28 protein-coding genes and 1 riboswitch are annotated in these 25731 nt (G+C 62.3%); of the genes, 23 read left to right on the plus strand and 5 right to left on the minus strand.

All coding sequences use genetic code 11. The annotated features are described in order from the left end of the window. The first annotated feature begins 38 nt into the window (after positions 1–38). From ACM9ME_RS05740 to ACM9ME_RS05780, 9 genes are all read left to right on the plus strand, one after another. Complete coding sequence (locus tag ACM9ME_RS05740) at positions 39–191, plus strand: hypothetical protein (protein ID WP_415642483.1); 153 nt, start codon at positions 39–41, stop codon at positions 189–191. Beyond that, positions 165–354: riboswitch (cobalamin riboswitch) on the plus strand. (Overlaps the previous gene by 27 nt.) 74 nt (positions 355–428) lie before the next feature. Further along, positions 429–2330 carry a TonB-dependent receptor plug domain-containing protein gene (locus ACM9ME_RS05745; RefSeq protein WP_415642484.1) on the plus strand — a complete coding sequence of 634 codons (1902 nt, stop codon included), beginning with the start codon at positions 429–431 and terminating at the stop codon, positions 2328–2330. A gap of 46 nt (positions 2331–2376) precedes the next feature. Beyond that, complete coding sequence (locus tag ACM9ME_RS05750) at positions 2377–2886, plus strand: hypothetical protein (protein ID WP_415642485.1); 510 nt, start codon at positions 2377–2379, stop codon at positions 2884–2886. A gap of 71 nt (positions 2887–2957) precedes the next feature. Continuing rightward, positions 2958–5081, plus strand: a complete 2124-nt coding sequence (locus ACM9ME_RS05755; protein ID WP_415642486.1) for a TonB-dependent receptor — start codon at positions 2958–2960, stop codon at positions 5079–5081. A 175-nt stretch (positions 5082–5256) separates the two neighbouring features. Continuing rightward, entirely contained in the window at positions 5257–5868 is a 612-nt protein-coding gene (locus ACM9ME_RS05760; RefSeq protein ID WP_415642487.1) for an NADPH-dependent FMN reductase, read from the plus strand. A 31-nt stretch (positions 5869–5899) separates the two neighbouring features. Continuing rightward, positions 5900–6238, plus strand: a complete 339-nt coding sequence (locus ACM9ME_RS05765; protein ID WP_415642488.1) for a poly(R)-hydroxyalkanoic acid synthase subunit PhaE — start codon at positions 5900–5902, stop codon at positions 6236–6238. Then, on the plus strand, positions 6238–7299 hold the full coding sequence (locus ACM9ME_RS05770; RefSeq protein ID WP_415642489.1) for an alpha/beta fold hydrolase: 1062 nt from the start codon (positions 6238–6240) through the stop codon (positions 7297–7299). The genes ACM9ME_RS05765 and ACM9ME_RS05770 overlap by 1 nt, the downstream gene beginning before the upstream one ends. Next, positions 7257–7865, plus strand: a complete 609-nt coding sequence (locus ACM9ME_RS05775; protein WP_415642490.1) for a GNAT family N-acetyltransferase — start codon at positions 7257–7259, stop codon at positions 7863–7865. Before ACM9ME_RS05770 ends, ACM9ME_RS05775 begins: the two co-directional genes overlap by 43 nt. Before the next feature lie 74 nt (positions 7866–7939). Then, the gene (locus ACM9ME_RS05780) at positions 7940–8731 is read left to right on the plus strand and encodes an esterase/lipase family protein (RefSeq protein ID WP_415642491.1); all 792 of its coding nucleotides are present in this window, start codon (positions 7940–7942) and stop codon (positions 8729–8731) included. A 4-nt stretch (positions 8732–8735) separates the two neighbouring features. On the opposite strand, the gene uvrB is transcribed toward ACM9ME_RS05780, so the two are convergent. Then, a complete protein-coding gene (gene uvrB, locus ACM9ME_RS05785; protein ID WP_415642492.1) occupies positions 8736–10931 on the minus strand; it encodes an excinuclease ABC subunit UvrB in 2196 nt (731 codons plus the stop codon). Positions 10932–10982: 51 nt separating this feature from the next. On the opposite strand from uvrB, the gene ACM9ME_RS05790 reads away from it, so the two are divergent. Then, positions 10983–11522 (plus strand): DUF3617 domain-containing protein, encoded by a 540-nt coding sequence (locus tag ACM9ME_RS05790; RefSeq protein ID WP_415642493.1) that lies wholly within the window; start codon positions 10983–10985, stop codon positions 11520–11522. A gap of 4 nt (positions 11523–11526) precedes the next feature. Then, positions 11527–12861, plus strand: coding sequence for an amidohydrolase (locus ACM9ME_RS05795; protein ID WP_415642494.1), 1335 nt, complete (start codon positions 11527–11529; stop codon positions 12859–12861). Between the two features lie 6 nt (positions 12862–12867). Here the strand turns inward: ACM9ME_RS05795 and ACM9ME_RS05800 are convergent, their stop codons facing one another. Further along, positions 12868–14034: an MBL fold metallo-hydrolase gene (locus ACM9ME_RS05800; RefSeq protein ID WP_415642495.1), complete on the minus strand. Its 1167-nt coding sequence runs from the start codon at positions 14032–14034 to the stop codon at positions 12868–12870. Between the two features lie 71 nt (positions 14035–14105). Between ACM9ME_RS05800 and ACM9ME_RS05805 the strand changes: the two genes are divergently transcribed. From ACM9ME_RS05805 to ACM9ME_RS05815, 3 genes are all read left to right on the plus strand, one after another. After that, on the plus strand, positions 14106–14885 hold the full coding sequence (locus tag ACM9ME_RS05805; protein ID WP_415642496.1) for a transglutaminase-like domain-containing protein: 780 nt from the start codon (positions 14106–14108) through the stop codon (positions 14883–14885). Between the two features lie 42 nt (positions 14886–14927). Continuing rightward, positions 14928–15215 carry a hypothetical protein gene (locus tag ACM9ME_RS05810; RefSeq protein WP_415642497.1) on the plus strand — a complete coding sequence of 96 codons (288 nt, stop codon included), beginning with the start codon at positions 14928–14930 and terminating at the stop codon, positions 15213–15215. A 138-nt stretch (positions 15216–15353) separates the two neighbouring features. After that, the gene (locus ACM9ME_RS05815; protein WP_415642498.1) at positions 15354–15899 is read left to right on the plus strand and encodes a hypothetical protein; all 546 of its coding nucleotides are present in this window, start codon (positions 15354–15356) and stop codon (positions 15897–15899) included. Here ACM9ME_RS05815 and ACM9ME_RS05820 read toward each other — a convergent pair. Next, on the minus strand, positions 15896–16654 hold the full coding sequence (locus ACM9ME_RS05820; RefSeq protein ID WP_415642499.1) for an NUDIX hydrolase: 759 nt from the start codon (positions 16652–16654) through the stop codon (positions 15896–15898). The two genes, ACM9ME_RS05815 and ACM9ME_RS05820, sit on opposite strands and share 4 nt — an antisense overlap. Before the next feature lie 619 nt (positions 16655–17273). On the opposite strand from ACM9ME_RS05820, the gene ACM9ME_RS05825 reads away from it, so the two are divergent. The 3 genes from ACM9ME_RS05825 (at position 17274) to ACM9ME_RS05835 (ending at position 18989) form a co-directional block, all read left to right on the plus strand. Further along, positions 17274–17450, plus strand: a complete 177-nt coding sequence (locus tag ACM9ME_RS05825; protein WP_415642500.1) for a hypothetical protein — start codon at positions 17274–17276, stop codon at positions 17448–17450. Then, complete coding sequence (gene galU, locus ACM9ME_RS05830) at positions 17450–18319, plus strand: UTP--glucose-1-phosphate uridylyltransferase GalU (RefSeq protein ID WP_415642501.1); 870 nt, start codon at positions 17450–17452, stop codon at positions 18317–18319. Before ACM9ME_RS05825 ends, galU begins: the two co-directional genes overlap by 1 nt. 244 nt (positions 18320–18563) lie before the next feature. Continuing rightward, positions 18564–18989, plus strand: coding sequence for a hypothetical protein (locus ACM9ME_RS05835; protein WP_415642502.1), 426 nt, complete (start codon positions 18564–18566; stop codon positions 18987–18989). Here the strand turns inward: ACM9ME_RS05835 and ACM9ME_RS05840 are convergent, their stop codons facing one another. After that, positions 18990–20210: an NADP-dependent isocitrate dehydrogenase gene (locus ACM9ME_RS05840; protein ID WP_415642503.1), complete on the minus strand. Its 1221-nt coding sequence runs from the start codon at positions 20208–20210 to the stop codon at positions 18990–18992. A gap of 106 nt (positions 20211–20316) precedes the next feature. Here ACM9ME_RS05840 and ACM9ME_RS05845 point away from each other — a divergent pair, with 106 nt between their 5' ends. Next, positions 20317–21054: a phosphatidylserine decarboxylase gene (locus tag ACM9ME_RS05845; protein ID WP_415642504.1), complete on the plus strand. Its 738-nt coding sequence runs from the start codon at positions 20317–20319 to the stop codon at positions 21052–21054. A 5-nt stretch (positions 21055–21059) separates the two neighbouring features. After that, a complete protein-coding gene (locus tag ACM9ME_RS05850) occupies positions 21060–21812 on the plus strand; it encodes a CDP-alcohol phosphatidyltransferase family protein (RefSeq protein WP_415642697.1) in 753 nt (250 codons plus the stop codon). On the opposite strand, the gene ACM9ME_RS05855 is transcribed toward ACM9ME_RS05850, so the two are convergent. Next, positions 21781–21993, minus strand: a complete 213-nt coding sequence (locus tag ACM9ME_RS05855; protein WP_415642505.1) for a hypothetical protein — start codon at positions 21991–21993, stop codon at positions 21781–21783. The genes ACM9ME_RS05850 and ACM9ME_RS05855 overlap by 32 nt on opposite strands. Positions 21994–22333: 340 nt before the next feature. On the opposite strand from ACM9ME_RS05855, the gene rpsB reads away from it, so the two are divergent. The 4 genes from rpsB (at position 22334) to frr (ending at position 25723) form a co-directional block, all read left to right on the plus strand. Beyond that, the gene (gene rpsB, locus ACM9ME_RS05860) at positions 22334–23227 is read left to right on the plus strand and encodes a 30S ribosomal protein S2 (RefSeq protein ID WP_415642506.1); all 894 of its coding nucleotides are present in this window, start codon (positions 22334–22336) and stop codon (positions 23225–23227) included. Positions 23228–23377: 150 nt separating this feature from the next. Next, the gene (tsf, locus tag ACM9ME_RS05865) at positions 23378–24310 is read left to right on the plus strand and encodes a translation elongation factor Ts (RefSeq protein ID WP_415642507.1); all 933 of its coding nucleotides are present in this window, start codon (positions 23378–23380) and stop codon (positions 24308–24310) included. Positions 24311–24435: 125 nt separating this feature from the next. Beyond that, positions 24436–25155: a UMP kinase gene (gene pyrH, locus ACM9ME_RS05870; RefSeq protein WP_415642508.1), complete on the plus strand. Its 720-nt coding sequence runs from the start codon at positions 24436–24438 to the stop codon at positions 25153–25155. Positions 25156–25165: 10 nt separating this feature from the next. Next, positions 25166–25723 (plus strand): ribosome recycling factor, encoded by a 558-nt coding sequence (gene frr / locus ACM9ME_RS05875; protein WP_415642509.1) that lies wholly within the window; start codon positions 25166–25168, stop codon positions 25721–25723. Positions 25724–25731: the final 8 nt, after the last annotated feature.

Genomic DNA, 25731 nt, shown 5'->3' on the forward strand with positions numbered 1-25731 from the left:
CGGCGGGTTATGCCGCGTTCGGGCACGTCGTCAGCGGCATGGACGTCGCGCGCAAGATCTTCGACGCCCCGCTCGACCCGACAAAGGGGGAGGGATTCCTCAAGGGCCACATGATCGCCAAACCCGTGCATATCGTCACCGCGCGTCGCGCGCCGACTGCAGTCGTTGCGCCGCCCGCGCCAGGCAGCTAAGCGAACCTCACGACAGGACAGGGAAGCCGGTGCGACACCGGCGCTGTACCCGCAACTGTAACCGGCGAGTGACGCCCATCATGCCATTGGAGCGCAAGCTCTGAGAAGGCGGGCCGAACGACAACCCGGGAGCCAGGAGACCTCCCTGTCACAGTCGGCCTTTCGGGCGTGCGGGAACACACGATCGAACGGGGGAGCACCCTCGCAACCGATGTGAACGGATGTGAAGGTTACCCAATGCTGTCTCTTATCGCTTTAGCCGCGTCGCAAGCCGCTGCGCTCGACAAACCGCGCGATCATCTCTGCTTGCCTATCGAACCCGACGAAGTTCACGCAACCTGCATTTGGACACCTCCAACCATTATCGTCACAGCAAGCCGCGCTGAACAGCGGCTTGATCAGGTCGGCCAAGCAGTCACCGTCCTGACTCAAACGGCCATCGAAAGCCGCCAACTCCCGCTGATCTCCGATCTCCTCGCCACCACGCCGGGCCTCACCGTCACACGCAATGGCGGCCCCGGCCAGCCGACCGCCGTCCGTATCCGGGGCGCGGAGGACGCGCAGACGCTGGTCGTGATCGACGGCGTACGCGTCAACGATCCGACCTCACCCGGCGGCGCGTTCGATTTCGGCAATCTCGTCACCGACAATATCGAACGGATCGAAATATTGCGCGGCCCCGCCTCGGTGCCGTGGGGCAGCCAGGCGATCGGCGGCGTCGTCAACATCGTCGAGGCCAGGCCGGGTGACGATCCGCATGCCGTCATCCGCGGTGAATACGGTTACAAAAATCAGGCCAATGTCGTCGCCAATGGTAGCGGTACCTTTGGCAGCATCGCCGCGAGCGTTGGCGGAGGCTGGTACCGCGACGATGGCATTTCCGCGTTCCGCTACGGCACCGAGCGCGACGGTTACCGTCAGTTTGCGGGGAATGGCCGTGTCGAAGTCGGCTTGGCCGAAGGCGTGTCGCTCGATCTGCGCGGCTTTTATGCCAATTCAAAGGTCGGCTTCGACGGCTATGACTCGTCGTTCAATTTTACCGACACCAACGATTATTCGAAAACCGAACAAAGCGTCGGCTATGCCGGGCTCAATGCCGAACTGGCCGGTATCAAGAACCGCGTCGCCTTTACGCTCAACGACATCAACCGCGACAGTTTCGGCGGCAACGCGTTCGTGTCGCGCGGGCGGGTCGAACGCTATGAATATCAGGGCGATGCCGATCTCGGCGTTGCGCGCCTCGTGTTCGGTGCGGAGCATGAACGGCCGAGCTATTTCACCGGCTTCGCGAAATACCGCACGCATTCGACCAGCGGCTATGCGCAGGCGATCGTCACGCCAGTCGACGCGGTGACCCTGACCGGCGGTTTGCGCGTCGATGATTACCAGACCTATGGCACCAAGTTAACGGGGGCGGCGAATGTTGCCTTCACCACCGGCAACACGACCTTCCGCGCGGCTTATGGCGGCGGGTTCAAGGCGCCGACCTTGTACCAGCTTTTCGGCCCTTACGGCACGGCAACGCTCGCGGGGATCGCGCCGCTCCAGCCTGAACGCGCCGACAGCGTCGATCTCGGGGTCGAGCAGAGTTTCAATCGCGGCCGCATTGGCGTTACGGTGTTCGGTCGCAACACGCGCAACCAGATCGATTTCGCCAATTGCTTCGGCGTGACGCCCGCGCCTGCCGCCTGCGCGTTCCGGCCGTTCGGCTTTTACGACAATATCGCTCGCACGCGCGCTCGCGGGGTCGAGGCGTTTGCCGAAATCCGCCCGGTAGACGGCCTCGCCTTGGTGGCAAACTACACCTTCACCGATGCCAAAAACCGGGTCACGGGCGAAACCCTGCTCCGCCGGCCCAGGCACAGCGGCAATGTGTCGGCCGATTGGAGCAGTGATCGCTTCAGCGTCGGTGGCAGCGTTCAGATCGTCAGCCGCAGCGTCGATTTCGACTATCTGTCGTTCCTGCGTACCAATCTGGGCGGCTACACGCTGGTGGGCCTGCGCGGCAGCTTCAAGCTGAACGATACGTTCGAACTCTTCGCGCGCGTCGAAAATCTGCTCAATGACAAGTATGAAGTCGTCAGCGGTTACGGCACGCTGGGCCGCAACGCTCATGCCGGCGTACGTATCCGCCTGTAACCGTCCAACTTGTGACCGCCGATAACTAGGCATAGGAACACCGCCCATGACCCGCACTCAACCCAATCCGCTCATGTGGTCCGCCGTCCTCGCGACGGCGGCCAGTTTCGGCAGCTATTTCTTCGCCTGCGTCTTTCCGTTCACGGCGGTTGCGACCGTCGCGGCGCTGACGTTGTCGCGGCGGCAGGCGATGGGGCTGATCACCGCAGTTTGGGCGGTCAACCAGTTCGTCGGTTTCGCCTTTCTGCATTATCCATTGGATAGCTGGGCACTGGGCGGTTCGCTCCTCGCGGGTGGTCTTGCGGGGGTTTACGCCGCAAGCCTGTTGCGGGCGCCACTGGTGGGCCTGCGCTCGCTTGGTGCGTTGGCCGCAGCTTTCGTGGCGTATGAGGTGGTTACCGGCTTCGCTGCCGTGTTTCTCGGCGGGTTGGACGGTTACGCGCCCAATTTTGTCATCGGCATCGCGTTCAACGATCTGGGCTGGTTCCTGATCCTCGGCGGAGCGTTTCGCTTGCTGTCGTTCACCCCAGCGCAAGGTGCCGTCGTCAAGGCGTGACACTTCCGCGACGAAACGACTTGTTACAACATATCATTGAGGTCTAAGCGCGGCTCACGACTGGAGCCCATATGCGTAATCTTCTTCTCGTTACCGCCGCCTTAGCGACCCCCGCACTTGCCGCTCCGCCGACCGATGCACCCGCTGCCGATCCCGGCAAGGACATTGTCGTCACCGCACGTCGCCTCGACACCGCGCGCGATGCGATCCTGCCGTCGCTGGGCGCCGGCGATTTCAAGTTTACCCGCGCCACGCTGGACGCTCAGCCGCAGGGTGCCGACCGTAATTTGACCAGTGTGCTGCTGCAGGCGCCGGGTGTGACCCAGGACAGCTATGGCGCGGTCCACGTGCGTAACGAGCACGCCAATCTACAATACCGACTGAACGGCGTTATCGTCCCGGAAGCGATTTCGGGTTTCGGCCAGACGTTCGATCCACGGATCGCCGAGACGATCGACCTGATTACCGGAACGCTGCCGGCACAATATGGCTATCGCACTTCGGGCGTCATCAACCTCCGCACGCGCAGCGGCGCGTTCGAGGACGGCGGCGATGTCGGCTATTATGGCGGCAGTCACAACACGATCCAGCCCAGCGCCACGCTGCGCGGATCGACCGGCAACTTGAATTACTTCTTCTCCGGCAGCTACCTCCAGAACGATCTCGGTGTCGAAAATCCCGTGGCGACCCGCAATGCGGTTCATGACCGGACCAAACAATATCGCGCGTTCGGCTATCTTTCGGACATTTTGTCGGACACCAGTCGGTTAACGGTGTTCGGCGGTACGGCGATCGGAAAGTTCCAGATCCCCAACAATCCGGGCCAGACGCCCGCGTTCACGCTCAATGGCCGATCGACATTCGATTCTTCCTTGCTCGACCAGAACCAGCGTGAAACGACGCATTACGGCGTTCTGGCGTATCAATATGCCGGCGACGCCGTAAACCTTCAGGTCGCGCCGTTCGTCCGTTATTCTCAAACGCGGTTCTCACCGGACCCGCAGGGTGGGGACATCATCTTCAACGGCTTTGCCGATCAGTCGCGTTTGTCCAGTTTTGCCGCGGGCGTACAAGCGGATGGCAGCTACAAGGCGACGGACAGCCACATGATCCGTTTCGGCTTGTTCTTTCAGAACGAGCGGACCCGCTCGACCGTCACGTCTCGCGTGTTCCCCGTCGACGCGATGGGCCAACAGACGACCGATCAGCCGATCTCGATCATCGACACCGGCCGCAAGTCCGGCCAACTCTACGGTATCTATCTTCAGGACGAATGGACGCTCTCGCCCGAACTGACTTTCAATTACGGCGTGCGGTTCGACCGGGTGGATGCTTACACGCGCGAACAACAGCTCAGCCCGCGCGCCAACCTGGTTTACCGGCCCGCACCGGGGACGACGTTTCACATCGGTTATGCGCGAAACTTCACGCCACCGCCGCAGGAATTGGTCGGCACCACGACCGTCGCGCGCTTCAACGGGACTACGCGTGAGTCCGAAATTCCGTTCGGCGATCCCGTTCGTGCCGAGCGCGAACATTATTTCGACGGCGGGATCGAACAGACCGTGGCGCACGGGCTGACCGTCGGTCTCGACGCCTATTACAAAAAGAAGCGCAATCTGCTCGACGAAGGGCAATTCGGATCGTCGTTGGTCTTGTCGCCCTTCAACTACGCGACCGGCTATGCCTGGGGCGTCGAGTTTCGTACCAATTACAGCCGCGGGCCGGTTTCACTCTACGCCAACCTCGCGCGCGGACAGGAAAAGGGCCGCAATATCGTCTCAAGCCAGTTCTTTTTTGCGCAGGACGAACTCGACTATATCGCGAACCACTCCATCTTTACCGACCATTCGCAACGCTGGACCGCGTCGGGCGGTGGCAGCGTGACCATCAAGGACGGCATCGGGACGCTCGTGCCCAGCGCCGATTTTCTTTACGGTGACGGCCTGCGGGCGGACGATCCTGCGGGCATCGTGCCTAATGGCGGCAAGCTCCCCAGCTATTTTACCGCCAATTTCGGCATTGCCCAGAATCTCGACGGGCCGGGATTTTTAAAGGGGCTGTCGGTCCGCTTCGACGTCGTGAACGTGTTCGATAAGGTCTATGAGATTCGCGACGGATCGGGTGTCGGCGTCGGCGCGCCGCAGTTCGGTGCGCGGCGTGGCTTCTTCGGCGGTATTCGCAAGACCTTCTGAGGGAACGACAAGACAGGGTGCGTTGTTTCATCTTCACAGAACGACGAGAGGATGGACGATGGGCAAGGGTTTGCTGCTGTGGCTGATCGGCGTGCCGATCCCGGTGATCCTGATTTTATATTTCTTCGTGTTCCGTTGATTTGCGCGTGCCATTCGCTCCGCTAAGGCGGAGTGGATGAGCGACGGCAAACCCCTGATCGTTGGCCTTGGTGGCACGATGACCGCCAACAGTTCTTCGGAACGAGTGTTGCGTCATGTGCTGAGCGCCTGTGAAGCGTCGGGCGCCAAGACCCTGTGCTTCGATGGCCAGGCGCTCGACGTGCCAATGTACGGTTACGGCACCCCGCGCACCGCCAAAGCGGCGGCATTGATTGACGGACTGCGCGCCGCCGATGGTATCATCATCGCGTCGCCCGGTTATCACGGCACCGTGTCCGGGCTGATCAAGAACGCGCTCGATTATGTCGAGGACATGTCGCGGGATGCACGTCCGTATTTCGAGGGCCGCGCGGTCGGGTTGATTTCGGTCGCCGCCGGATGGCAGGCGACAGGCACGACACTGGCCACGCTCCGGAGCATCGTACACGCCCTGCGGGGGTGGCCGACGCCGATGGCGGTCACTGTCAACTCGGTCATGCCGGTCTTCGGCGACGATGGCACGGTATCGGATGCGACCCTGGCCAAGCAGCTGGACGTGCTCGCGGGTCAGGTCGTTGGGTTCGCGCGCATGCGCGCGCTCGACGATCTGGCGAGTGCGGTTTCGGCGGCGGAAACCCAAGAGGGTTGACGCGCGGCAACACCGGTTCGACAACCAGCCGATGAGTAGCACGCCGCCCTTCGATCCACTCGGCCTGATGCGTGGCTGGGTCGCCGAGTGGGAAAAGGTGGCGAACAAGCACGGCGCCGAAATGCTCGCCAAGCCCGAAGTCGCGCAAGCGATGCAAGGCATGACTGCCGCGACGATGCAGGCACAGGCCGCGACGCAGGACATGATGGCCAAGGCGCTCGCGGCAGCTAACTTGCCGAGCAAGACCGATTTTGAGGCGATGGCGCAGCGGCTCAGCGCGATCGAGGCATCGCTCGCGCGCATCGAGGGCAATGCGGCGCCTGTCATGCCACGCCCAACGCCGAAACGGACGCGAAAGCCGGCTGCCTGATGGCCGACGCCGATCCGATCGGCTTTGCCGCGACCGAGTTCGAGCGCGCGCTTCAACGCAATATCAAAGGCATGGGCTATTGGGCGTCACCCGCGCCCGTTCTCGGGGCCAGCGCCAAGGATGAAATCCTCTCGCGCGGACCGATGCGGGTGTATCATTACCAACCGCGCGCCGACGAAGTGTACCGGGTCCCCGTGCTGCTGGTGATGGCGACCACCAATCGCGGGTACATTTTCGACATGGTCCCTGGGCAGAGCCTGGTCGAGTTCTTGCTAGACCGCGGCTATGACGTGTTCATGCTCGACTGGGAGGCCCCGCGCGCCGAGGATCGTGCGCTCGACCTCGAGGCCTATGCTCTGGATTTCGTCGGCGCCGCGGTCGCCAAGGTCAAAGAAACGACCGGTGAGGAAGATGTCTCCCTGCTCGGCTATTGCTTTGGCGGGGTCCTCTCGCTGATCTGGTCAGCGATCGCGGGGCAAGGGCTGAAAAACCTCGCCACCTTCACCACCCCGGTCGATTTCAGCGGTATGCCGTTGTTCCAGGCTTGGGCCGACAAGCGGTTCTTCGATGTCGATCGCATGGTCGACACGTTGGGCATGGCGCCCGCCGAATATCTCTACACCGCGTTCGACATGCTCCGCCCGGGCGCGCGGCTGGCGGGCAATTACAAGCTGCTCGACAATATGTGGAACGACGAGTTCGTGAAGTCGCACCGCATGTTCGATCGTTGGTCGAGCGACATGTTGCCACTGGCGGGCGAGTATTTCCGCGAAACGACGAAGAAGCTGATGTGGGACAATGCGCTGTTCGAAGGCAGGCTGGAGGTTGGCGGGCGGCGCGTGAATTTAGGCGAGATTGCGGTGCCGTTTCTTCATGTCACCGCGGAGCACGACCATATCGTCCCGGAAGCCGCGTCGGCGCCGTTGATCGACATGGTCGGATCGGAAGACAAGGAGGCGATCGTTCTGAAAGGCGGGCATGTCAGCCTCGTCGCGGGTGGTAATGCCATCAAACGGCTTTGGCCGGCGATCGACAAATGGTTAGGGGTCCGCAGTACGTGACGACAAAGCTCGACATCGACGGCCGTGAGGTGGTTATCCGGCCTGTGGAGCATAAAGACGTGCCGGGCGTGGCGCGTTTCGCCGCCGCGCTGTCTTCCCACGACTTGCTGTTTATGAGCCGCGACATCCAGCACGCGCGTGTGATCGATGCGTGGATGGAAGCGGTGAAGCATGGCGAAATGGACACGCTGGTGGCGATCAGCGGAGATGAAATCGTGGCCACCTCGGGTGTTCTACGTGACCCGCTCGGATGGTCTGCGCATGTGTTCGAGATCCGTCTGATCGTGTCGCCGTCGATGCGGGGAAAGGGCTTGGGCCGAACGATGCTCGACAAATGCGTCGGACTGGCGATCGAGGGCGGGGCGAAAAAACTTTGTGCGCGGATGACACCCGATCAATCGGGCGCGATCACCTTGTTCGAAGAAGCCGGGTTTCGCGGCGAAGCATTGTTGCGCGACGAAGTGTGCGATCGTGACGGGAAGTATCACGACCTGGCCGTACTGGCGTTGCATCCGGAACGGGTGGCAGCGCGGCGGAACGCGTTCGGAGAAGAAAAAGACAGTTAAACAGGGAGCTTGCGTCCGATCCCACCACCAGACGTTGGGACGGATAAGGGCGACACAGTCGCAGGAGGACTGAATTGACGACGATCGACACCGCCGAAATCGAACGGCCATCGAAATTGCTGGCCTTTACAGAGCCGCTTCGGGCGATTTTCGAATATGCTACGCTGCCGTGGGCCGCGGCGCCGTTGTTGAGCGCGCCGCATGGCGATGGGCATCCGGTATTGATCCTGCCCGGATTCATGACCAGCGACATGTCGACCTCGGTCCTGCGCAAATATCTGAAGCAATTGGGCTATGAGCCGCACACGTGGGATCTCGGCCGGAACCTCGGCCCGCGTACCTGTGGTTGGGAAGGGGAAAAGCTGATCGCGCGGTTCGATGCGGTGTATGCCGCAACCGGTAATCGTGTCAGTCTGATCGGATGGAGCCTCGGCGGTGTGCTCGCGCGCCAGCTCGCGCGACGACGGCCCGAAATGGTCCGCCAGATCATTACGCTGGGCTCGCCTTTCACCGGCAACCCAGCGGCGACCAACGTCATGGCTGCTTACGAATATATGACCGGTCAGCGGTTGCGTGACGCGCATACCGCCAAGCAATTGGCCGAAAGTCGCGAAGTGCCGCCGGTGCCATCGACGGCGATCTTTACCAAGGGCGATGGCATTGTCGCGTGGCAGAATTGCATGGAACCGGAATCACCGCTGACCGACAATATCGAAGTGCGCGGCAGCCATTGCGGGCTCGGTATCAATGCCAGCGTACTTTACGCCATTGCCGATCGGTTGGCACAGAAGGATGGCGAGTGGAAACCGTTCGACCGCAAAGGGATGCGCGCGTTCGTCTATCCGTCCTCGGGACACGCGCATTAAGGGCTCAGCGTTTCCCGTGCCCGCCTGACCATTTGCGCGCTTCCTTACCGAAACGCATCTTGCGCGTGCCGGGTTTGCCTTCGTTCGACCGGCCCATTTGCGGTACCTTCTGCTCGTGCGCAGGGAGGCCGAGTTCCTCCTGTTCGAGCGAGCGGATCTCGTCGCGGAGGCGGCCGGCCTCTTCGAATTCCAGGTCGCCCGCGGCCTTGCGCATCTTGCGCTCAAGCTCCTCGATGTACGCACGAAGGTTGTGGCCGACCATGTGCGGCCGGTCTTCGTCGATCTCGATCGTCACCTGATCGCGGCTGGCGAGATGTTGGATGACGTCGCCGATGCGTGAGCGGATCGTCTCCGGCGTGATGCCGTTGGCGGTATTCCACGCGACCTGCTTCTCGCGGCGCCGTTCGGTCTCGCGCATCGCGCGTTCCATCGAGCCCGTAACGCGGTCGGCATAGAGGATCACGCGCCCATCGACGTTGCGCGCGGCGCGCCCGATCGTCTGCACCAGCGAGGTCTCAGAGCGCAGGAACCCTTCCTTGTCCGCATCGAGGATGCAGACCAGCCCGCACTCAGGGATGTCGAGACCCTCGCGCAGGAGGTTGATACCAATGAGGACATCATAAACGCCCAACCGCAGGTCGCGGATGAGTTCGATGCGCTCGAGCGTCTCGACGTCCGAATGCATGTAGCGGACCTTGACCCCCGCTTCGTGGAGATATTCGGTCAAATCCTCGGCCATGCGCTTGGTCAAAGTGGTGACGAGCGTGCGATATCCGGCTGCGGTCGTCTTGCGGATTTCGTTGATGCAATCGTCGACCTGATCCTCGACCGGCTTCACCTCGACCGGGGGATCGATCAGGCCGGTCGGGCGGATGACCTGTTCGGCGAACACGCCGCCGGTCTGCTCCATTTCCCAGCTGCCGGGCGTCGCCGAGACGAAGGTCGTCTGCGGGCGCATCGCGTCCCATTCGTTGAAGCGCAGCGGGCGGTTGTCGATCGCCGAGGGCAGACGAAAGCCATATTCCGCCAGCGTCAGTTTGCGCCGATGGTCGCCGCGCGACATGCCGTTGACCTGACCGATTGTGACATGGCTTTCGTCGACGAATAGCAAGGCATTGTCGGGTAAATATTCGAACAGGGTCGGCGGCGGTTCGCCGGGCAGGCGACCGGTCAGGAACCGGCTGTAATTCTCGATGCCGTTACAGGCACCCGTCGCGGCGATCATCTCGAGGTCGAAATTGGTGCGCTGCTCGAGTCGCTGCGCCTCGAGCAATTTCCCCTCGCCGACCAGTTCCTTGAGGCGTTCGTCCAGCTCGTGTTTGATCGCGTGCATCGCCTGTTTCATCGTCGGGCCGGGCGTGACGTAATGCGAGTTGGCGTAAACGCGGACGTAATCGAGCGATGCCGATTTCTTGCCGGTCAGCGGGTCGAATTCGACGATCGATTCCACCTCTTCACCGAAGAACGAGATGCGCCATGCGCTGTCCTCGTAATGCGACGGGAAGATTTCGAGATTGTCGCCGCGCACGCGAAAATTGCCGCGCTGGAACGCCGCGTCGTTGCGCTTGTACTGTAGCGCCACGAGCTTGCGGATGATTTCGGACTGCTCGACCGTCTGACCCTTTTTGAGGTCGAAGATCATCGCCGAATAGGTCTCGACCGAACCGATGCCGTAGAGGCACGACACCGACGCCACGATCAGCACGTCGTCGCGTTCGAGCAGCGACCGCGTCGCCGAATGGCGCATGCGGTCGATCGATTCGTTCACCGAGCTTTCCTTCTCGATGTACGTGTCGGATCGCGGGACGTACGCCTCAGGCTGGTAGTAATCGTAGTAGCTGACGAAATATTCGACGGCGTTTTCGGGAAAGAACTGCTTGAATTCGCCGTAGAGCTGCGCTGCCAAAATCTTGTTGGGGGCGAGGATCAGGGCAGGCCGTTGCAACGCTTCGATGACCTTAGCCATCGTGAAAGTCTTGCCGCTGCCCGTCACGCCGAGCAGCACCTGGTTCTTTTCGCCCTGAAGCGCGGTCGAGACCAATTCCTCGATCGCCGCGGGCTGATCGCCCGCCGGGTCGTAATCGCTGACCAGTTTGAAGGCCTTGCCGCCCTCCGCCTTGGGGGGGCGTGAGGGACGATGCGGGACGAAACTCGCATCGGTTTCGGGCTCGGCGAGCGACGTGCGGATTTGGATGGACATGCCCGACCGATATGGTGTCCAACGGCGCACAGCGCAACGAAGGGGATGCACGTGAACAAGCATTTGATCTGGCTGGTGCCGCTGGCCCTCGCCGGTTGCAAAAAGAACGCGGTCGAGGCGCAGAATGCGAGCATCGAGGAAGTCGCGGAAAAGATGAAAGAGTCGGGCGTCGCGCAAACCAGCCTTCATCCCGGCCAGTGGCAGGCGACCGTCAAGCTGGACAATATCTCGGCCCCCGGCGCACCGCCCGAGCTGGAAAAGAACATGCGCAGCAGCATCGGCCAGGCGCGCACGATGCTCGAATGCCTGACCGAGGAAAATGCCAAGAAACCGTTTGAGCGCTTCGTCGAAGGCATGAACAAGGATTGCAAATACGACCATATTTCGATGGGCAACGGCAAGATCGACAGCAAGCTGGTCTGCACCACCGATGGCCTGACCCGCACGATGACGATGCAGGGGGCGTATAGCCCCGAAAGCTACAAGCTGCAGATGACGACCGAGGCGACTGGCGGCCCGGTCAAGCGGGTCAATATGACGATGACGCTCGACGCAAAACGCGTCGGCGAATGCCCGAAAAAGCAGGGCTGACGCGGTGAAGCTGATCAACATGCTCCGCACCACGGCCGCAATCCTGGTCGCGCTCGCCGCGCCGGCCCGCGCCGACGATCTCGCCGCCTCGATCAAGGCCGATTACGATAAATCGCTGGCGGTGATGTGGGACGATTTCCACCGCAACCCCGAATTGTCGTTCATGGAAGTGAAGACCGCCGCGAAAATGGCCGCGAATTTGCGCGGTGTCCCTGGTGTGGTGGTGACGGAAAAGGTTGGCGGCACCGGCGTCGTCGGTGTCCTAAAAAACGGTGCAGGGCCGACGGTGCTGATCCGCGCCGACATGGACGGATTGCCGCTGGAGGAGAAGTCCGGGCTGCCCAATTCGTCAAAGATCGTTATGGCCAATCGCGAAGGCGTCGTGCAACCGGTCATGCACGCCTGTGGGCACGACACGCATATCACCGCCTTGGTCGAGACCGCGCGTCAACTCTCGACGCGCAAGGATGCGTGGCACGGGACGGTGGTGTTCATTGTGCAGCCGGCCGAGGAACGCATCGGCGGCGCCAAGGCGATGGTCGCGGATGGGCTCTACAAGCGCTTTCCGAAACCCGATTATGCGCTGGCATTCCACGTCGCCGCAGAGCTCGAAGCGGGGCGTATCGCGGCGTCGGAGACGATCCAGTACAGCTCGTCCGACAGTGTCGAACTGGTGATCCATGGCGTCGGCACGCATGGCGCTTCGCCGCAGCTGGGCAAGGACCCGGTGTGGATCGGCGCGCAGATCGTGACCGCGCTGCAAGGGGTGATCAGCCGGTCGAAATCGCCGTTGCTGCCGGGCGTGATCACCGTCGGCACGTTCCACGCGGGGACCAAGAATAATATCATTTCCGATCGTGCCGATCTGGGCATCACGGTACGCGCCAATGACGAGGCGACGCGAAAGGATTTGATCGCGGGTATCCGGCAAGTCGTCGACGGCATCGGACGTGCCAATGGACTGAGCGGCAAGGACCTGCCCGAGGTGACCGTGACCGAAAGCACCCCAACGACGATCAATGACACCGCGCTCGCCCGCCGCCTGAATGCGTCGCTCGCAAAATCCCTACCGCCGGGAACGGTCGTTCCCTTCGTGCAGAAGAATATGGGCGCGGAGGATTTCGCTTATTTCGTCCAGCCCGACACCGGCGTGAAAGGCTATTATTTTCAGGTCGGCGGGACGCCCAAGGCGTGGATCGACGCTGCGGCCAACGGCGGGCCGCCGATTGCCGGGCATCACTCGCCCCTGTTCAAGATCGCGCCCGAACCGACTATCCGGCTGGGGTCTGAAGCGATGACGCGTGCGGTGATCGAGTTGCTGGGCCCAACTCCGGCCTAGGCCCGCCTAACGCAGATCGGGTGCAAACGGCCGTGCATCGCAACTTGCCCGGCGCGCGACGGGGGGGAGCTTGGCACGCGGTGCGTCGATCGGCGGGACGTCGACCGGCGCCCCGATCGGGTAAGCGGTGAAATCGCTGAGCCCACGGCACATCATGACGCGGTCGAGCAATTTGGGCGGCGTGTCATATGCTTCCCAGCTCAGCCGGAAGGTGCCCCAATGGATCGGCATGGCGTAGCGCGCGCCGAGGCGGTGGAACACTTCGACTGCCTGCACCGGGCCGATATGGCTGCCGGCCTGCATCTGCCCGGCCTGAAAGCGGAATGCGCCGATCGGAATGAGCGCGAGGCGGATCGGGCCGAGCTTGGCGGCTTCATACGGCCATTGCCCGTCGCCAAAGCCGGTATCGCCCGCGAAGAACAGATTGCCGCCCGGTAGCTCGATTACGAAGCTCGACCAGAGCGCGCGGTTACGATCGGTGAACCAGCGGCTGCCCCAGTGATGGTTGCGCGTGACGAAAACCCGCGCAGTTCCGATTTGCACGCTGTTGCCCCAGTCGAGCGCACTAATCTGTGCGCCAATTCCTCGCATTACCGCTTCATTGCCCAAGCTTGTGACAATCCGGGGATTATCCCGATCCCACAACCGCTTGAGCGTCCCCAAATCCATGTGATCGTAATGATCGTGGCTGACCAACACCAAATCGATCTTCGGCAAATCCTCGAACCGCACTCCCGGCACCGCGACGCGTTTGGGTCCGAAACCGAACGGCCCGGCGGTGTCCGCATAAATCGGGTCGGTCAGGATGTTCAGCCCGTTGGTCTGCACCAACACCGTCGCATGGCCGATCCAGGTCGCGATCATGCGATTGCCCATTACCCGAGCGGGCGGCTTGGTTTGCGTCACCGCGACATGATCCGGCCAGACGGGTCGTCCGTCAGTGCCCGTCAGATAATGCCAGAAAAAGGCTGCGCGACTGCCGCCGGCGGGAATGCGAAACGTATCTTCGTCATTGTCCGGGTTGCGGAAATGCGCGCCGTCGTAATGCGCGGATGGTGGCCCCGAATAATAGATGCGGTCGAGAAATGCCGGTGCCAGGACGATAACGAGGCACAGCGAGACGATCAGCGCGCCGAAACCGATTCCGATGACGCGCAACAGCTTTCGAACCATTTGTCGCCCCTAGCAGCGGAATGGCAGTAGGGAAGGGAACATCGCACCCTTTCACCGGTTAGGCGCGCACCATGCAAATCGCGATCGACGTTACCCTCGACTACCGCCTTCCATCCGCGCACGACGTCCTGCTCCAGATCGAGGCGGCGGCGATGGCCGACCAACGCATCGTCGAGAGCAATTTTCTGGTCACCTCGCCCGAGCGACTGCGCGCGGTGCCGGGCGAGGAATCGATCGGGCAGCGCACCTGGGCCTATGCCGACCGGCAGTTGCAGGTGAGTTACCACGCGTTGGTCGATGTCGATCGTCCCGTAGTCGACCTTGCGTCGCTTTCCGTCGCCGATCCCCGCGACCTCCCGGCGCTGGTGGTGCCGTATTTGCTGCCCAGCCGGTATTGCCAGGCCGACAAGCTCGAAAGCTTCGTCCATCGCCGGTTCGCCGACACATCTGGCGGCGCCAAGGTCGTCGAAATGCGCGACTGGATCGCGCGCAACGTCGAATATGCGAGCGGGACGTCGAGCAGCGAAACCACCGCCGCCGATACATTCACGACACGGACTGGCGTATGCCGCGATTTCGCGCATTTGCTGGCGAGTTTTGCACGGGCGGCGATGATCCCGGCGCGGCTGGTCAGCGCCTATGCGCCCGGCGTCGAGCCGCCCGACTTCCACGCGGTGGTCGAGGTGTGGTTGGAGGACGGCTGGCACCTGCTCGACGCCACCGGCATGGCCAAATGCAACGAGATCGTCCGCATCGGCGTGGGGCGCGACGCCACCGACATCGCGTTCATGACGATTTTCGGGTCGGCCGATATGGTGTCCCAGATCGTCAACGTCCGCCGGAACGGGTGACGCGCTCGGTTCGTTGTGATGCTGCAACAAGGAGCCTTTGTGATGAGCACGACCATTCCCGAACAGGCCATGGATCACGCTTCGGTCGCCCCCGCCAGCCCGGACGACAAGCCCGCGACCGACCCGCGGCAGGAGGCCGGACAGGATAAGAGCATCGCCGAGCGGCTGGAAGCCGATCCCGAGGATGCCGATGCGCGCCTCGACGCCGGCCTCGATGAATCGATGGATGCGTCGGATCCGCCGGCGGCAACCCAGCCAGTGCATAACAACGAGCCGGTGGCATCGTCGGGTTACAATGCCGAAGAAGAGCGTCTTCGAAGCAACGCCTGAATTATTTTTGTAACACCCCGTTGCGCTGCAGCATGATCCATGATTCCTTGCGCTTGAGTGATTCAGGTTAAGCCCGCGTCAACCTTGCGGACGTAGTTTGATCGCTCTGGCAACCTCTTCACACCGGGGGGTGGGATCATGGGTACGACACGACAAGCGACGGGCGCGCAGGCGCTGGGTGAGATCAAGGAGTTTGCCGGATTTCCGGCAGCGACGCAGCGGTTTGTCCGCCGCGCGCTCGATGTGGGGCTAGGACGACGCGATGCGGTCGACCGCTGGTCGCGCGATAATGTCGAAGCCGTGGCAATCAAGGCTCAGGCACGAATTTACGCCCGGCTGCCGGATTTGCGCAGCCTGATGCCAGACGATGCGGATATCGCGTCGGCCGAACCATTGATGGCGCCGCTGATCACCATGACCGCATTCGACCTGGGCCAGGACCGCATCAACGGATTCGGTGCGTATCGTTTCCTGTACGAGCGACTGCTGGGTGCGGCAGTTCGTCCATGGCTGCCAGCCGCGTTCTGTGCCGCCGCGTCATTGCCGCATTTGCATCCGGAGCGTCGCCGCATCCTGCTCAAATCGATCAGCGAAGCCGCGGCCACTGCGCCGGGCTGGTCGAACCGAGAGCCGTGTTTCTTCCCGGAATGGGTTGAAAAGATCGAGGCATTGGACCCCGCTTAGCCGCGCTGCACTTCGCGCATGACTTGCGACGTGACTGGATAACCATGCTTGTCGGGGATGCAGAGATGCTGTTCCCCGTCGCGTTCTTCGACCCATGGCGTGATCATTGGCGGCGGGGAGGGCAGCGACAGTGCCTGCGCACGTGCGGCATCGAACGAGCCCAGAGCCGCAAGTCGTTCCAGATTGCGGCGCGTGGGAAAGATGATGCTGACCTTCCCGCCATCCGCATCGTCGATCACTTGTTGTGCACTAGCCCAAAAGACGCGCACATTTTCCGTGGCATCGACTCGCGCGGCGGGCGCATCCGCCGCCACCCGCGCCAGGAAAAAACGGGTGTCGAATACGCGTGCCTCGGGAAAATTGGGACGCCACCGCGCAAACGGGATCAATGCATCCAGATCGAGCGAACGCTGCTCCGAGGCGAGCAAATCGGCAAACACCGTTCCTGCCTCCAACCCGGCGCGCAGCCGCTCGGTGACCGCGAGATTGGGGGCGGGGGATAGTCCGGCCCCGATGCCGCCCTCTTCGATCGATTCGCGGATCGCGCAAATGCGCGCGGCGGCATCATCCTCGTCGTAAGCCGGAAAAGTTTCGGCCATGCGGCGGTCACCGGGATCGACGCGCCCGCCGGGAAACACAATGGCGCCGGCGGCAAAGCGCATCGTCGCGGCGCGTTCGACGAACAGATGTTCTGCGGGGCCGTCCCCGGTTTCGCGAAACAGGACGAGAGTCGCGGCGGGGATGGCTTCGGTCATTTACGGTGAGTGGCGCAGGTGCGGCGGTTAGCCAAGAGCGGAACACGCGTCGTGGCAAAGCCACGTCGTCGATCCGTCGCCTTGCGAAGGTCGCCCGGCATTCGGCGGCCCGCGCGTAAGTGCGTTACGCGGGGTGCGCCACACGCGAAAAGGGGCCGACACCCGAAAGTGCCGGCCCCCAGCTCGGTCTTCCGTATCGCCCTCGAGACTGCAAGCAGTCGACAGCAACTTGGACGCCGTGGCGTGTCGCGGACCGGGTGCTTCGGGTTTGACCCCGAGAGCGCTCCCGGCCGCTGTCACTGGTTTCTCGGCTTCAAGTCCGACCTGGCGAACTGGCCGAAGCCACTTCATCCCGTCTTGGTCTCGAACCGTCCTCTACCGCTTCCGATCCGGTCCGTCGCCACTCCCGCTTGCGCGTTCGTCGCAGCGTCGTTATCGGCCGCGTCATCGGTGGAAAGCCTTGGTTTCCCGCCGCTTTCCTTCGACCGGCGATGCAGTCAGACTGTGCCCAAACCCCGAGTCGGACAAGCGGAAAATCGGGCTTTCGCCCTGTGGATAACGGGGAAATCGGGCAGCGTTTGCCTTGCCAATGCCATTTTGCTGCGCCAACGCTTTCCGCATGGCTGAGACGAAGAAACGCAAGCCCGATTCGGGCGACTCCACGCGCAATGTGCTGATCGCAGCAGGCGTCGCCACTGGCATCGGTTCCGCGGCGCTGGTCGCTGCCTTGCTGTATGCGAACCGCGGCAAAAAGGAGCCATCTGCGCCCACCATCATTCCCGAGCCGACGGACTGATGTCGCGCAAACCGATTCGTAAGGCCGTGTTCCCGGTCGGCGGGCTGGGAACGCGCTTTCTGCCCGCGACCAAGTCCATGCCCAAGGAAATGCTGACGGTCGTCGACCGTCCGCTGATCCAATATGCGGTCGACGAGGCGCGTGAGGCGGGCATCGAGCAGATGATTTTCGTCACCGGTCGTGGAAAGTCCGCGATCGAGGACCATTTCGACATTTCCTATGAGCTCGAATCGACGATGAAAGGGCGCGGCAAGGCGCTCGATGCGATCAAGGGCACGCGCTTCAGGCCCGGCGAGGTCGTCTATGTCCGTCAGCAGGAGCCAAGCGGATTGGGCCACGCCATCTGGTGCGCGCGCCACATCGTCGGTGACGAGCCTTTCGCGATCTTCCTCCCCGACGAACTGATGGTCGGAAAACCGGGCTGCATGAAGCAGATGGTCGAGGCGTATAACGAAGTCGGCGGCAACGTCGTCTGCGGTTACGAAGTGCCCGCGGACCAGACCGACAAATACGGCATCATCACGCCAGGCAAGGTCGATGGCGATCTCGTCGAAGTGACCGGTTTGGTCGAAAAGCCCAAATTAGGCACCGCGCCGTCCAATCTGATGATCCCCGGTCGCTACATCCTTCAGCCTGAAGTGATGCGCGTGCTGGAGGACCAAGAAAAGGGCGCAGGCGGCGAAATTCAGCTGACCGACGCGATGGCGCGGATGATCGGCAGCCAGGCCTTCCACGCCTACAAATTCGGCGGTCGCCGCTTCGATTGCGGTGACAAGGCCGGCTTCATCACCGCCAACATCGCGCTGGCGCTCGACCGCAAGGATATCGGCCCGGTGGTAGCCGCGTATTTGCGCGAGATCACACTCTAGTCAGTAGGGCACCGCGGCTGATCAGTCGGTAAGATGTCGTCAACGTTCGCCCGATAATGGCTTGTCCCAGCCTCTATGGGAGCGGATTATGCGGCAAGTATCGTGGTTGGCCATAGCTGGAGCGCTCGTGTTGTCGGCACCGGCGACGGCCGATCCGCCGCCGATTTTCGTGCCGCAACCTCCGCCGCTTTCGCCTCCGCCACCGCCTTCGCCGCCTCCACCTCGTTCAATCGGCGCCCGGACAATGGCTCCGGTCTTCGTCAGCGCACCGGAAATGCCGGAGCGCAAGGTTCGCACTCTGGACGTGCGCATAACTGCCGCAGGCCGAACGCTAGTTGTCGATCGCTTGCGCATTCGTGACGGGCAGGGCGCCAGCTTGTCGACCAACCGGACGGAGGCGAGCAGGCTCGCCTGTAAAACACCATGGCAGAGCGGCGACGCGACCGGCATCAACATCTCGATTTACGCGCAAAACGGCGGTGACGACCCGACCTATCGATTCAGCTTCAACTGGTCGCGACCGGGGCCGGAGACCGACGGCTGCAGCAGCATGGGCACACAGCGCGTCGGCATCGATCAGACTGTGAGCTTCGCAAAAAACCCTCACGTCGTGCTTCGCGGGGATGCGGAGACCGTCGTCGATTTGCGACTTGTCGACGGGGCGCCTTAACTACGCCCAGTTGCCCATTTCTTTTTCGAGATTGGCGCGCACTGCCTCGAAGAACTGCTCGGTGGTCATCCACGCCTGATCGGGGCCGATGAGGATTGCGAGATCCTTGGTCATGGCGCCCTGTTCGACGGTTTCGACGCACACGCGTTCGAGCGTTTCGGCGAAGCGGGTGACGTCCGGCGTATCATCGAACTTGCCGCGGAATTTCAGGCCGCCGGTCCAGGCGAAGATCGATGCGACAGGGTTGGTCGAGGTCGCCTTGCCTTGTTGATGCTGGCGATAGTGGCGCGTTACAGTGCCGTGCGCGGCTTCGGCTTCGACGGTCTTGCCGTCCGGCGACAGGAGGACCGAGGTCATCAGGCCGAGCGAGCCAAACCCCTGCGCGACTTGATCCGACTGGACGTCGCCGTCATAATTCTTGCACGCCCAGATGAAATTGCCGCTCCATTTGAGCGCGGAGGCGACCATGTCGTCGATCAGGCGATGTTCGTATGTGATGCCCAGTTCTTTGAACTTGGTCGCGAACTCGGCCTGATAGACTTCCTCGAACAGGTCCTTGAAGCGCCCGTCATAGGCCTTGAGGATGGTGTTCTTGGTCGAGAGATAGACCGGCCATTTGCGTGCAATGCCGTAATTGAGCGAGGCTCGGGCGAAATCGCGGATCGAATCGTCGAGATTGTACATCCCCATGGCGACGCCGCTGCTGGGAAACTGAAACACTTCCTCGTCGATGATCGTGCCGTCATCGCCTTCAAACACCATGCGGAGCTTGCCGGGGCCGGGAACGCGGAAATCGGTCGCGCGATACTGGTCGCCGAACGCATGTCGCCCGACGACGATCGGGTCGGTCCAGCCCGGAATCAGGCGCGGGACGTTCGAGATTACGATCGGCTCGCGAAAAACGACGCCGCCCAAGATGTTGCGGATGGTGCCGTTGGGCGACTTCCACATCCGTTTGAGGTTGAATTCCTTGACGCGATCCTCGTCGGGCGTGATCGTCGCGCACTTCACGCCGACGCCATATTGCTTGATCGCATTGGCGCTATCGACGGTGATCTTGTCGTTGGTCTCGTCACGCTTCTCGACGCTCAGATCGTAATATTTGAGATCGATATCGAGGTAGGGAAGGATCAGGCCTTCACGGATCCACTGCCAGATGATCCGCGTCATTTCGTCGCCGTCGAGTTCGACGACGGGGTTTTTTACCTTGATCTTCGCCATGATTCATCCGTGCCTGGGGAGAGGTTGCCGTGGGCGTTAGTGCGCGCCCGCGTCGCAATCAATGGCGGGACTAGGCCATCCGTCCCGCCCCGCCTATATCGCGGCAATGGCAGAACTCGATCCCGGCAGCGCCGGCACCGTCACGACGATCAAGTGGCGCTTTCCCACCGTTCACCCCGAGGGGCACAAATATGTCGCGATCGCGGCGATTTCGTCGCTCGTTTGCGCGTTCATGGCGTGGGAGACGCTGGCCTGGCCGTTGCTGGGTGTCACGATCTGGGTGGCGACGTTCTTTCGCGACCCGATCCGCACCGTGCCGCAGGGCGAAAATCTGATCGTCGCACCCGCGGACGGCCTCATTACCTTGATCCAGCAAGTGCCACCGCCCCGCGAAATGGCTGGTGATGCAGGGCTGGGCAGCGAGCCGATGACTCGCGTGTCGATTTTCATGTCGGTGTTCGATGTCCATATCAACCGCACGCCCATCGCCGGGACGATCAAGTCGGTCGTCTATGTGCCGGGCAAGTTCCTCAATGCCGACCTCGATAAAGCGAGCGAAGACAATGAGCGTCAGCATATCCTGGTCGAGCGCGGCGACGGCTCGCGCGTCGGCTTCACACAGATTGCCGGGCTGGTCGCGCGGCGGATCGTGCCGTTCGTCAAGAATGGGGACATGGTCGTCGCCGGGCAGCGCATTGGCCTGATCCGCTTTGGCAGCCGCGTCGATGTCTATCTGCCGGCCGGCGCCGCGCCGCGGGTGTCGCTGGGGCAGCGGACAATTTCGGGGGAGACCATTCTCGGCGTGATCGGCGATGCGGATGCGGCCAAGGGTCGCGCACTTTGAGCGAGATGCCGCTGCGGCGTGGCATACCCTTGCGCGCGGTAGCGCCCAATGCGGTTACCGCTTTGGCCCTGTGTTCGGGGCTGACCGGTGTGCGATTCGCGATCGCCGGCGAATGGGAACGGGCGGCGGGGGCGATCATCATTGCCGGCGTGCTGGACGGGCTCGACGGGCGGATTGCGCGATTGCTCAAGGGACAGAGCAAGTTCGGTGAGCAACTCGATTCGCTGTCCGACGTCATTGCTTTCGGTGTCGCGCCCGCGCTGATCATGTTCTTGTGGTCGTTGAAGGATGTGCCGCGCTACGGCTGGATCTTCGCGCTGGCGCTGGCGGTGTGCATGGCGATGCGCTTGGCGCGGTTCAATTCGCAGATCGATTCGGTCGAGCAGCCGCATAAGAGCGCGGGTTTCCTGACCGGCGTACCGGCGCCGGCTGCAGCCGGATTGGCGATGCTGCCGCTGTATATCTGGCTGTGGAGTGGACAGGATATGGCGCGGATCCCCTGGATCACTGCGCCGTGGCTCGCCTTTGTGGCATTCCTTGCCGTGTCGAACATCGCGACGTTCAGCTGGTCGTCCTTGCGAATCAGACGATCCGTGCGGCTTGAGGCTTTGGTGGGTGTGGCACTCGTCGGCGCTGCCTTGCTGTCAGCGCCGTTCGAAACGCTAACCGTGATTTGCTTGGTCTACCTTGGGCTAATCGCCTGGTCGGTGCGCAGTTACGCGAAGGTCAAGCGGCGGCGCGCAGCGCAGGCTGGGTGAACCGCACGCGCGCCGTCGCGACCTGCGGACGGCGCTGCCAGGCGGGTAAAGGTGACAAAGGTGACGCACCGTTCAACGCGACGAGCATCCGCGGCAGAGCGGGAGCAACCGTTTGCGCCATTACCATCGACGCGACGCCAATCAGAGCCAGCGAAATCAGGATCGATGCGATCATCAACATAGCCACGGCCTTTCGTTCACCATTCGAACCCCAGCGGCCCGTGTTTGTTCCATGTTCACTATATGTTCTGTATTTGTCAAGCGTGTTTTCTCACGACCGTTGCAGGTTGCATCGAAACCGATACGAGCAGCGCAGCGGCTGGCAGCTCAACAGGCCAGCGCGCCCGGCAACACCGCTGACTCTCGTTCTATCCGGAGCGTCGCGAACCAAGGGTTGAAAAACTGCGCTTTCCCCTGTACTGGCGCCCGTATTCCACATGGGAAGCTACATAACCGGTGCGCGGGGCCAACCCTTCGCGTTCCGCTTCCCAGAGGTTAAACCGGGTAAGGAGAAACATCCTATGGCGGCTCCCACCGTCTCGATGCAGCAGCTTGTCGAAGCTGGCGCGCATTTTGGTCACCAGACTCACCGCTGGAATCCCCGCATGAAGCCGTACATCTTCGGCGAGCGGAACGGCATCCACATTCTCGATCTGTCGCAGACCGTGCCGTTGCTGGCGCGGGCGCTCGACTTCGTGTCGCAGACGGCGGCTTCGGGCGGCAAGGTTCTGTTCGTCGGCACCAAGCGCCAGGCGCAGGAGCCGATTGCCGATGCAGCGCGTGCGTCGAACCAGCATTTCGTCAATCATCGCTGGCTGGGTGGCATGCTCACCAACTGGAAGACGATTTCGAATTCGATCCGTCGTTTTAAGACGCTGACCGAGCAGCTCAGCGGCGACACCGCCGGCCTGACCAAGAAGGAAGTGCTTCAGCTGACGCGTGAGCGCGACAAGCTGGAAATGAGCCTTGGCGGTATCCGCGACATGGGCGGCATTCCCGACGTGATGATCGTGATCGACGCGAACAAGGAAGAGCTGGCGATCAAGGAGGCCAACGTCCTCGGCATTCCCGTCGTCGCGATCCTCGATTCGAACGTCAGCCCGGACGGCATCGCATTCCCGGTGCCGGCGAATGACGATGCCAGCCGCGCGATCCGTCTGTACTGCGATGCGCTGGCCCAGGCCGCGACGCGCGGTGGCAACGAAGCCCGTGCCAATCGTGGCCAAGACTTTGGTGCGATGGTCGAGCCGCCGGTCGAGCCGGTGCTCGAAGCCAGCCCGGTCACGACCGAAGCGGAAGCGGTTGCCGATCAGGCTGCGGACACGCCGGTTGCCGATGCTCCGGTTGCTGCCGCTGTCGAAGCTGAAGCTCCGGCTGTTGAAGCAGCTGCTGCTGACGAGACGGCCGCAGCGTAACACTGACGACCAAATCATTCGTCATTCCCGCGAAAGCGGGAATCCATCTGGTGATCCGGCCAAGTGCGGCGTGGAAAGCAGATGGCCCCCCGTTTTCACGGGGGTGACGAAGTTTGGGTTTCAAGTTTCTGATTTCTAAGAGGAAGTAACATGGCAGAGATCACCGCTGCTGCGGTCAAGGAGCTGCGTGAGCGTTCCGGCGCGGGCATGATGGATTGCAAGAAGGCGCTGACCGAAACCGGTGGCGAGATGGAAGCCGCGATCGACTGGTTGCGCACCAAGGGTCTCGCGACCGCCGCCAAGAAGGCCGGGCGCACCGCGTCCGAAGGCTTGGTTGGCGTCGCCGTCAGCGGCACCAAGGGTGCTGCGGTCGAAGTCAATTCGGAAACCGACTTTGTCGCCAAGAACGACCAGTTCCAATCATTCGTCCGTGACGTCACGCAGCTCGCGCTGACCAATGGCAACAGCATCGAAGCGCTTGCCGCTGCGCCCATGGCTGGTGGCAGCGTGAACGACGCGCTGACCGCGAACATCGCCACGATCGGTGAGAACCAGTCGCTGCGCCGCGTGAAGACGGTGTCGGTGACCAAGGGCGTCGTCGTGCCTTATGTCCACAACGCCGCCGCGCCGGGCCTCGGCAAGATCGGCGTGCTCGTCGCGCTCGAGGGCGATGCCGATACGGGCAAGATGGAAGCGCTGGGCAAGCAGTTGGCGATGCACATTGCTGCCGCATCGCCGCTGTCGCTGCACGAGGAAGGCTTGGACGAAGCGATGGTCAGCCGTGAGCGCGCCATTGCCGAGGAAAAGGCATCGACCAGTGGCAAGCCCGCCGAGATCATCGCCAAGATGGTCGAAGGTGCTTTGGCGAAATTCCGCAAGGAAAACGCGCTGATGAGCCAGCTGTTCGTGATGGACAGCAAGACCAGGATTGCGGACGTCATCGCGGCGGAAGCCAAGAATGCAGGCGGCAGCATCGCGCTGACCGACTATGTTCGCTTCCAACTGGGCGAAGGCATCGAAAAGGCCGAGAGCGATTTCGCAGCGGAAGTCGCCGCCGCTTCGGGCGTGCCGCAGGGCGCGTAAGCCGGATAGAAGCGGGATCCCTGATCAAGTTCGGGGTGACGAGGTTTCAAAAAGGCTCGTCGCCCCGGTCGTTGAGCCGGAGTCCCGCTTTCCTTAATTCCCCGCAAGGACTATCGAGCCAGCCCATGTCGAGACCGCCCCTGAAACGCATCCTCCTGAAACTGTCGGGCGAGGTGTTGATGGGTGAGGGCAGCGGCCTGAGCATCGATCCGGCGATGACCGGGCGCGTCGCCCAGGAGATTGCCGACGCCAAGAGCAAGGGTTTCGAGATGTGCGTCGTCGTCGGTGGCGGCAACATCTTTCGCGGCATGGCGGCGGCGGCGCGCGGGTTCGAGCGCGCCAGTGCCGATTATATGGGCATGCTGGCGACCGTCATGAACGCGCTGGCGGTACAGAATGCTCTGGAGCAGATTGGGGTTGAAACCCGCGTGCAGTCGGCCATCCCCATGGCCAGCGTGTGCGAACCGTTCATCCGTCGGCGGGCCGAGCGGCATCTGGAAAAGGGCCGTGTGGTGATTTTCGCCGCGGGGGTGGGTTCGCCATTTTTCACGACCGACAGCGGCGCTGCTTTGCGGGCTGCAGAAATGAAGTGCGACGCGTTGCTAAAAGGAACTTCGGTCGATGGCGTCTACACCGCCGACCCGAAGACCGATCCGAACGCAACGCGTTATGATACAGTCAGTTACGATACGGTATTGGCAAAGAACCTCAAAGTGATGGACGCCAGCGCCGTGGCCTTGTGCCGCGACAACAACATCCCGATCATCGTGTTCAACATTCGCGAACAGGGCAATCTCGCCCGGGTTCTCGCGGGCGTAGGCACGGCTACGGTCGTCGGAAATTAGGAACACAGACATGCCGGCTTATCAGAAATCAGACCTCGAGCGCCGCATGGCGGGCGCGGTCGAATCGTTGAAGAGCGACCTTATCGGGCTGCGCACCGGGCGCGCGTCGATCAATCTGCTCGATCCGATCACGGTCGAGGTGTACGGGTCGCACATGCCGCTCAATCAAGTGGCGACTGTCTCGGTTCCAGAGCCGCGCATGCTGAGCGTGCAAGTGTGGGACAAGGCGAACACCGGGCCGGTCGAGAAAGCGATCCGTTCGGCGGGGCTCGGGCTCAATCCGATCACAGATGGCACCAGCATCCGCCTGCCGATCCCCGATTTGACCGAGGAGCGCCGCAAGGAACTCGCCAAGCTGGCCGGGCAATATGCCGAAAAGGCCCGCGTTGCCGCCCGCAACGTTCGCCGTGACGGCATGGATGCGCTCAAGACCGACGAGAAAAAGGGCGAAATCGGCGAGGACGAACGCAAGCGTCATGAAGCAGACGTCCAGAAGCTGACCGACAGCACCATCGTCGACATCGATGCGGCATCCAGCGCCAAGGAACGGGAAATCCTCGGCAAGTGAATGCTGCG

The organism is Sphingomonas antarctica (assembly GCF_965137005.1).
GTDB classification, from domain to species: Bacteria; Pseudomonadota; Alphaproteobacteria; order Sphingomonadales; family Sphingomonadaceae; genus Sphingomonas_O; species Sphingomonas_O antarctica.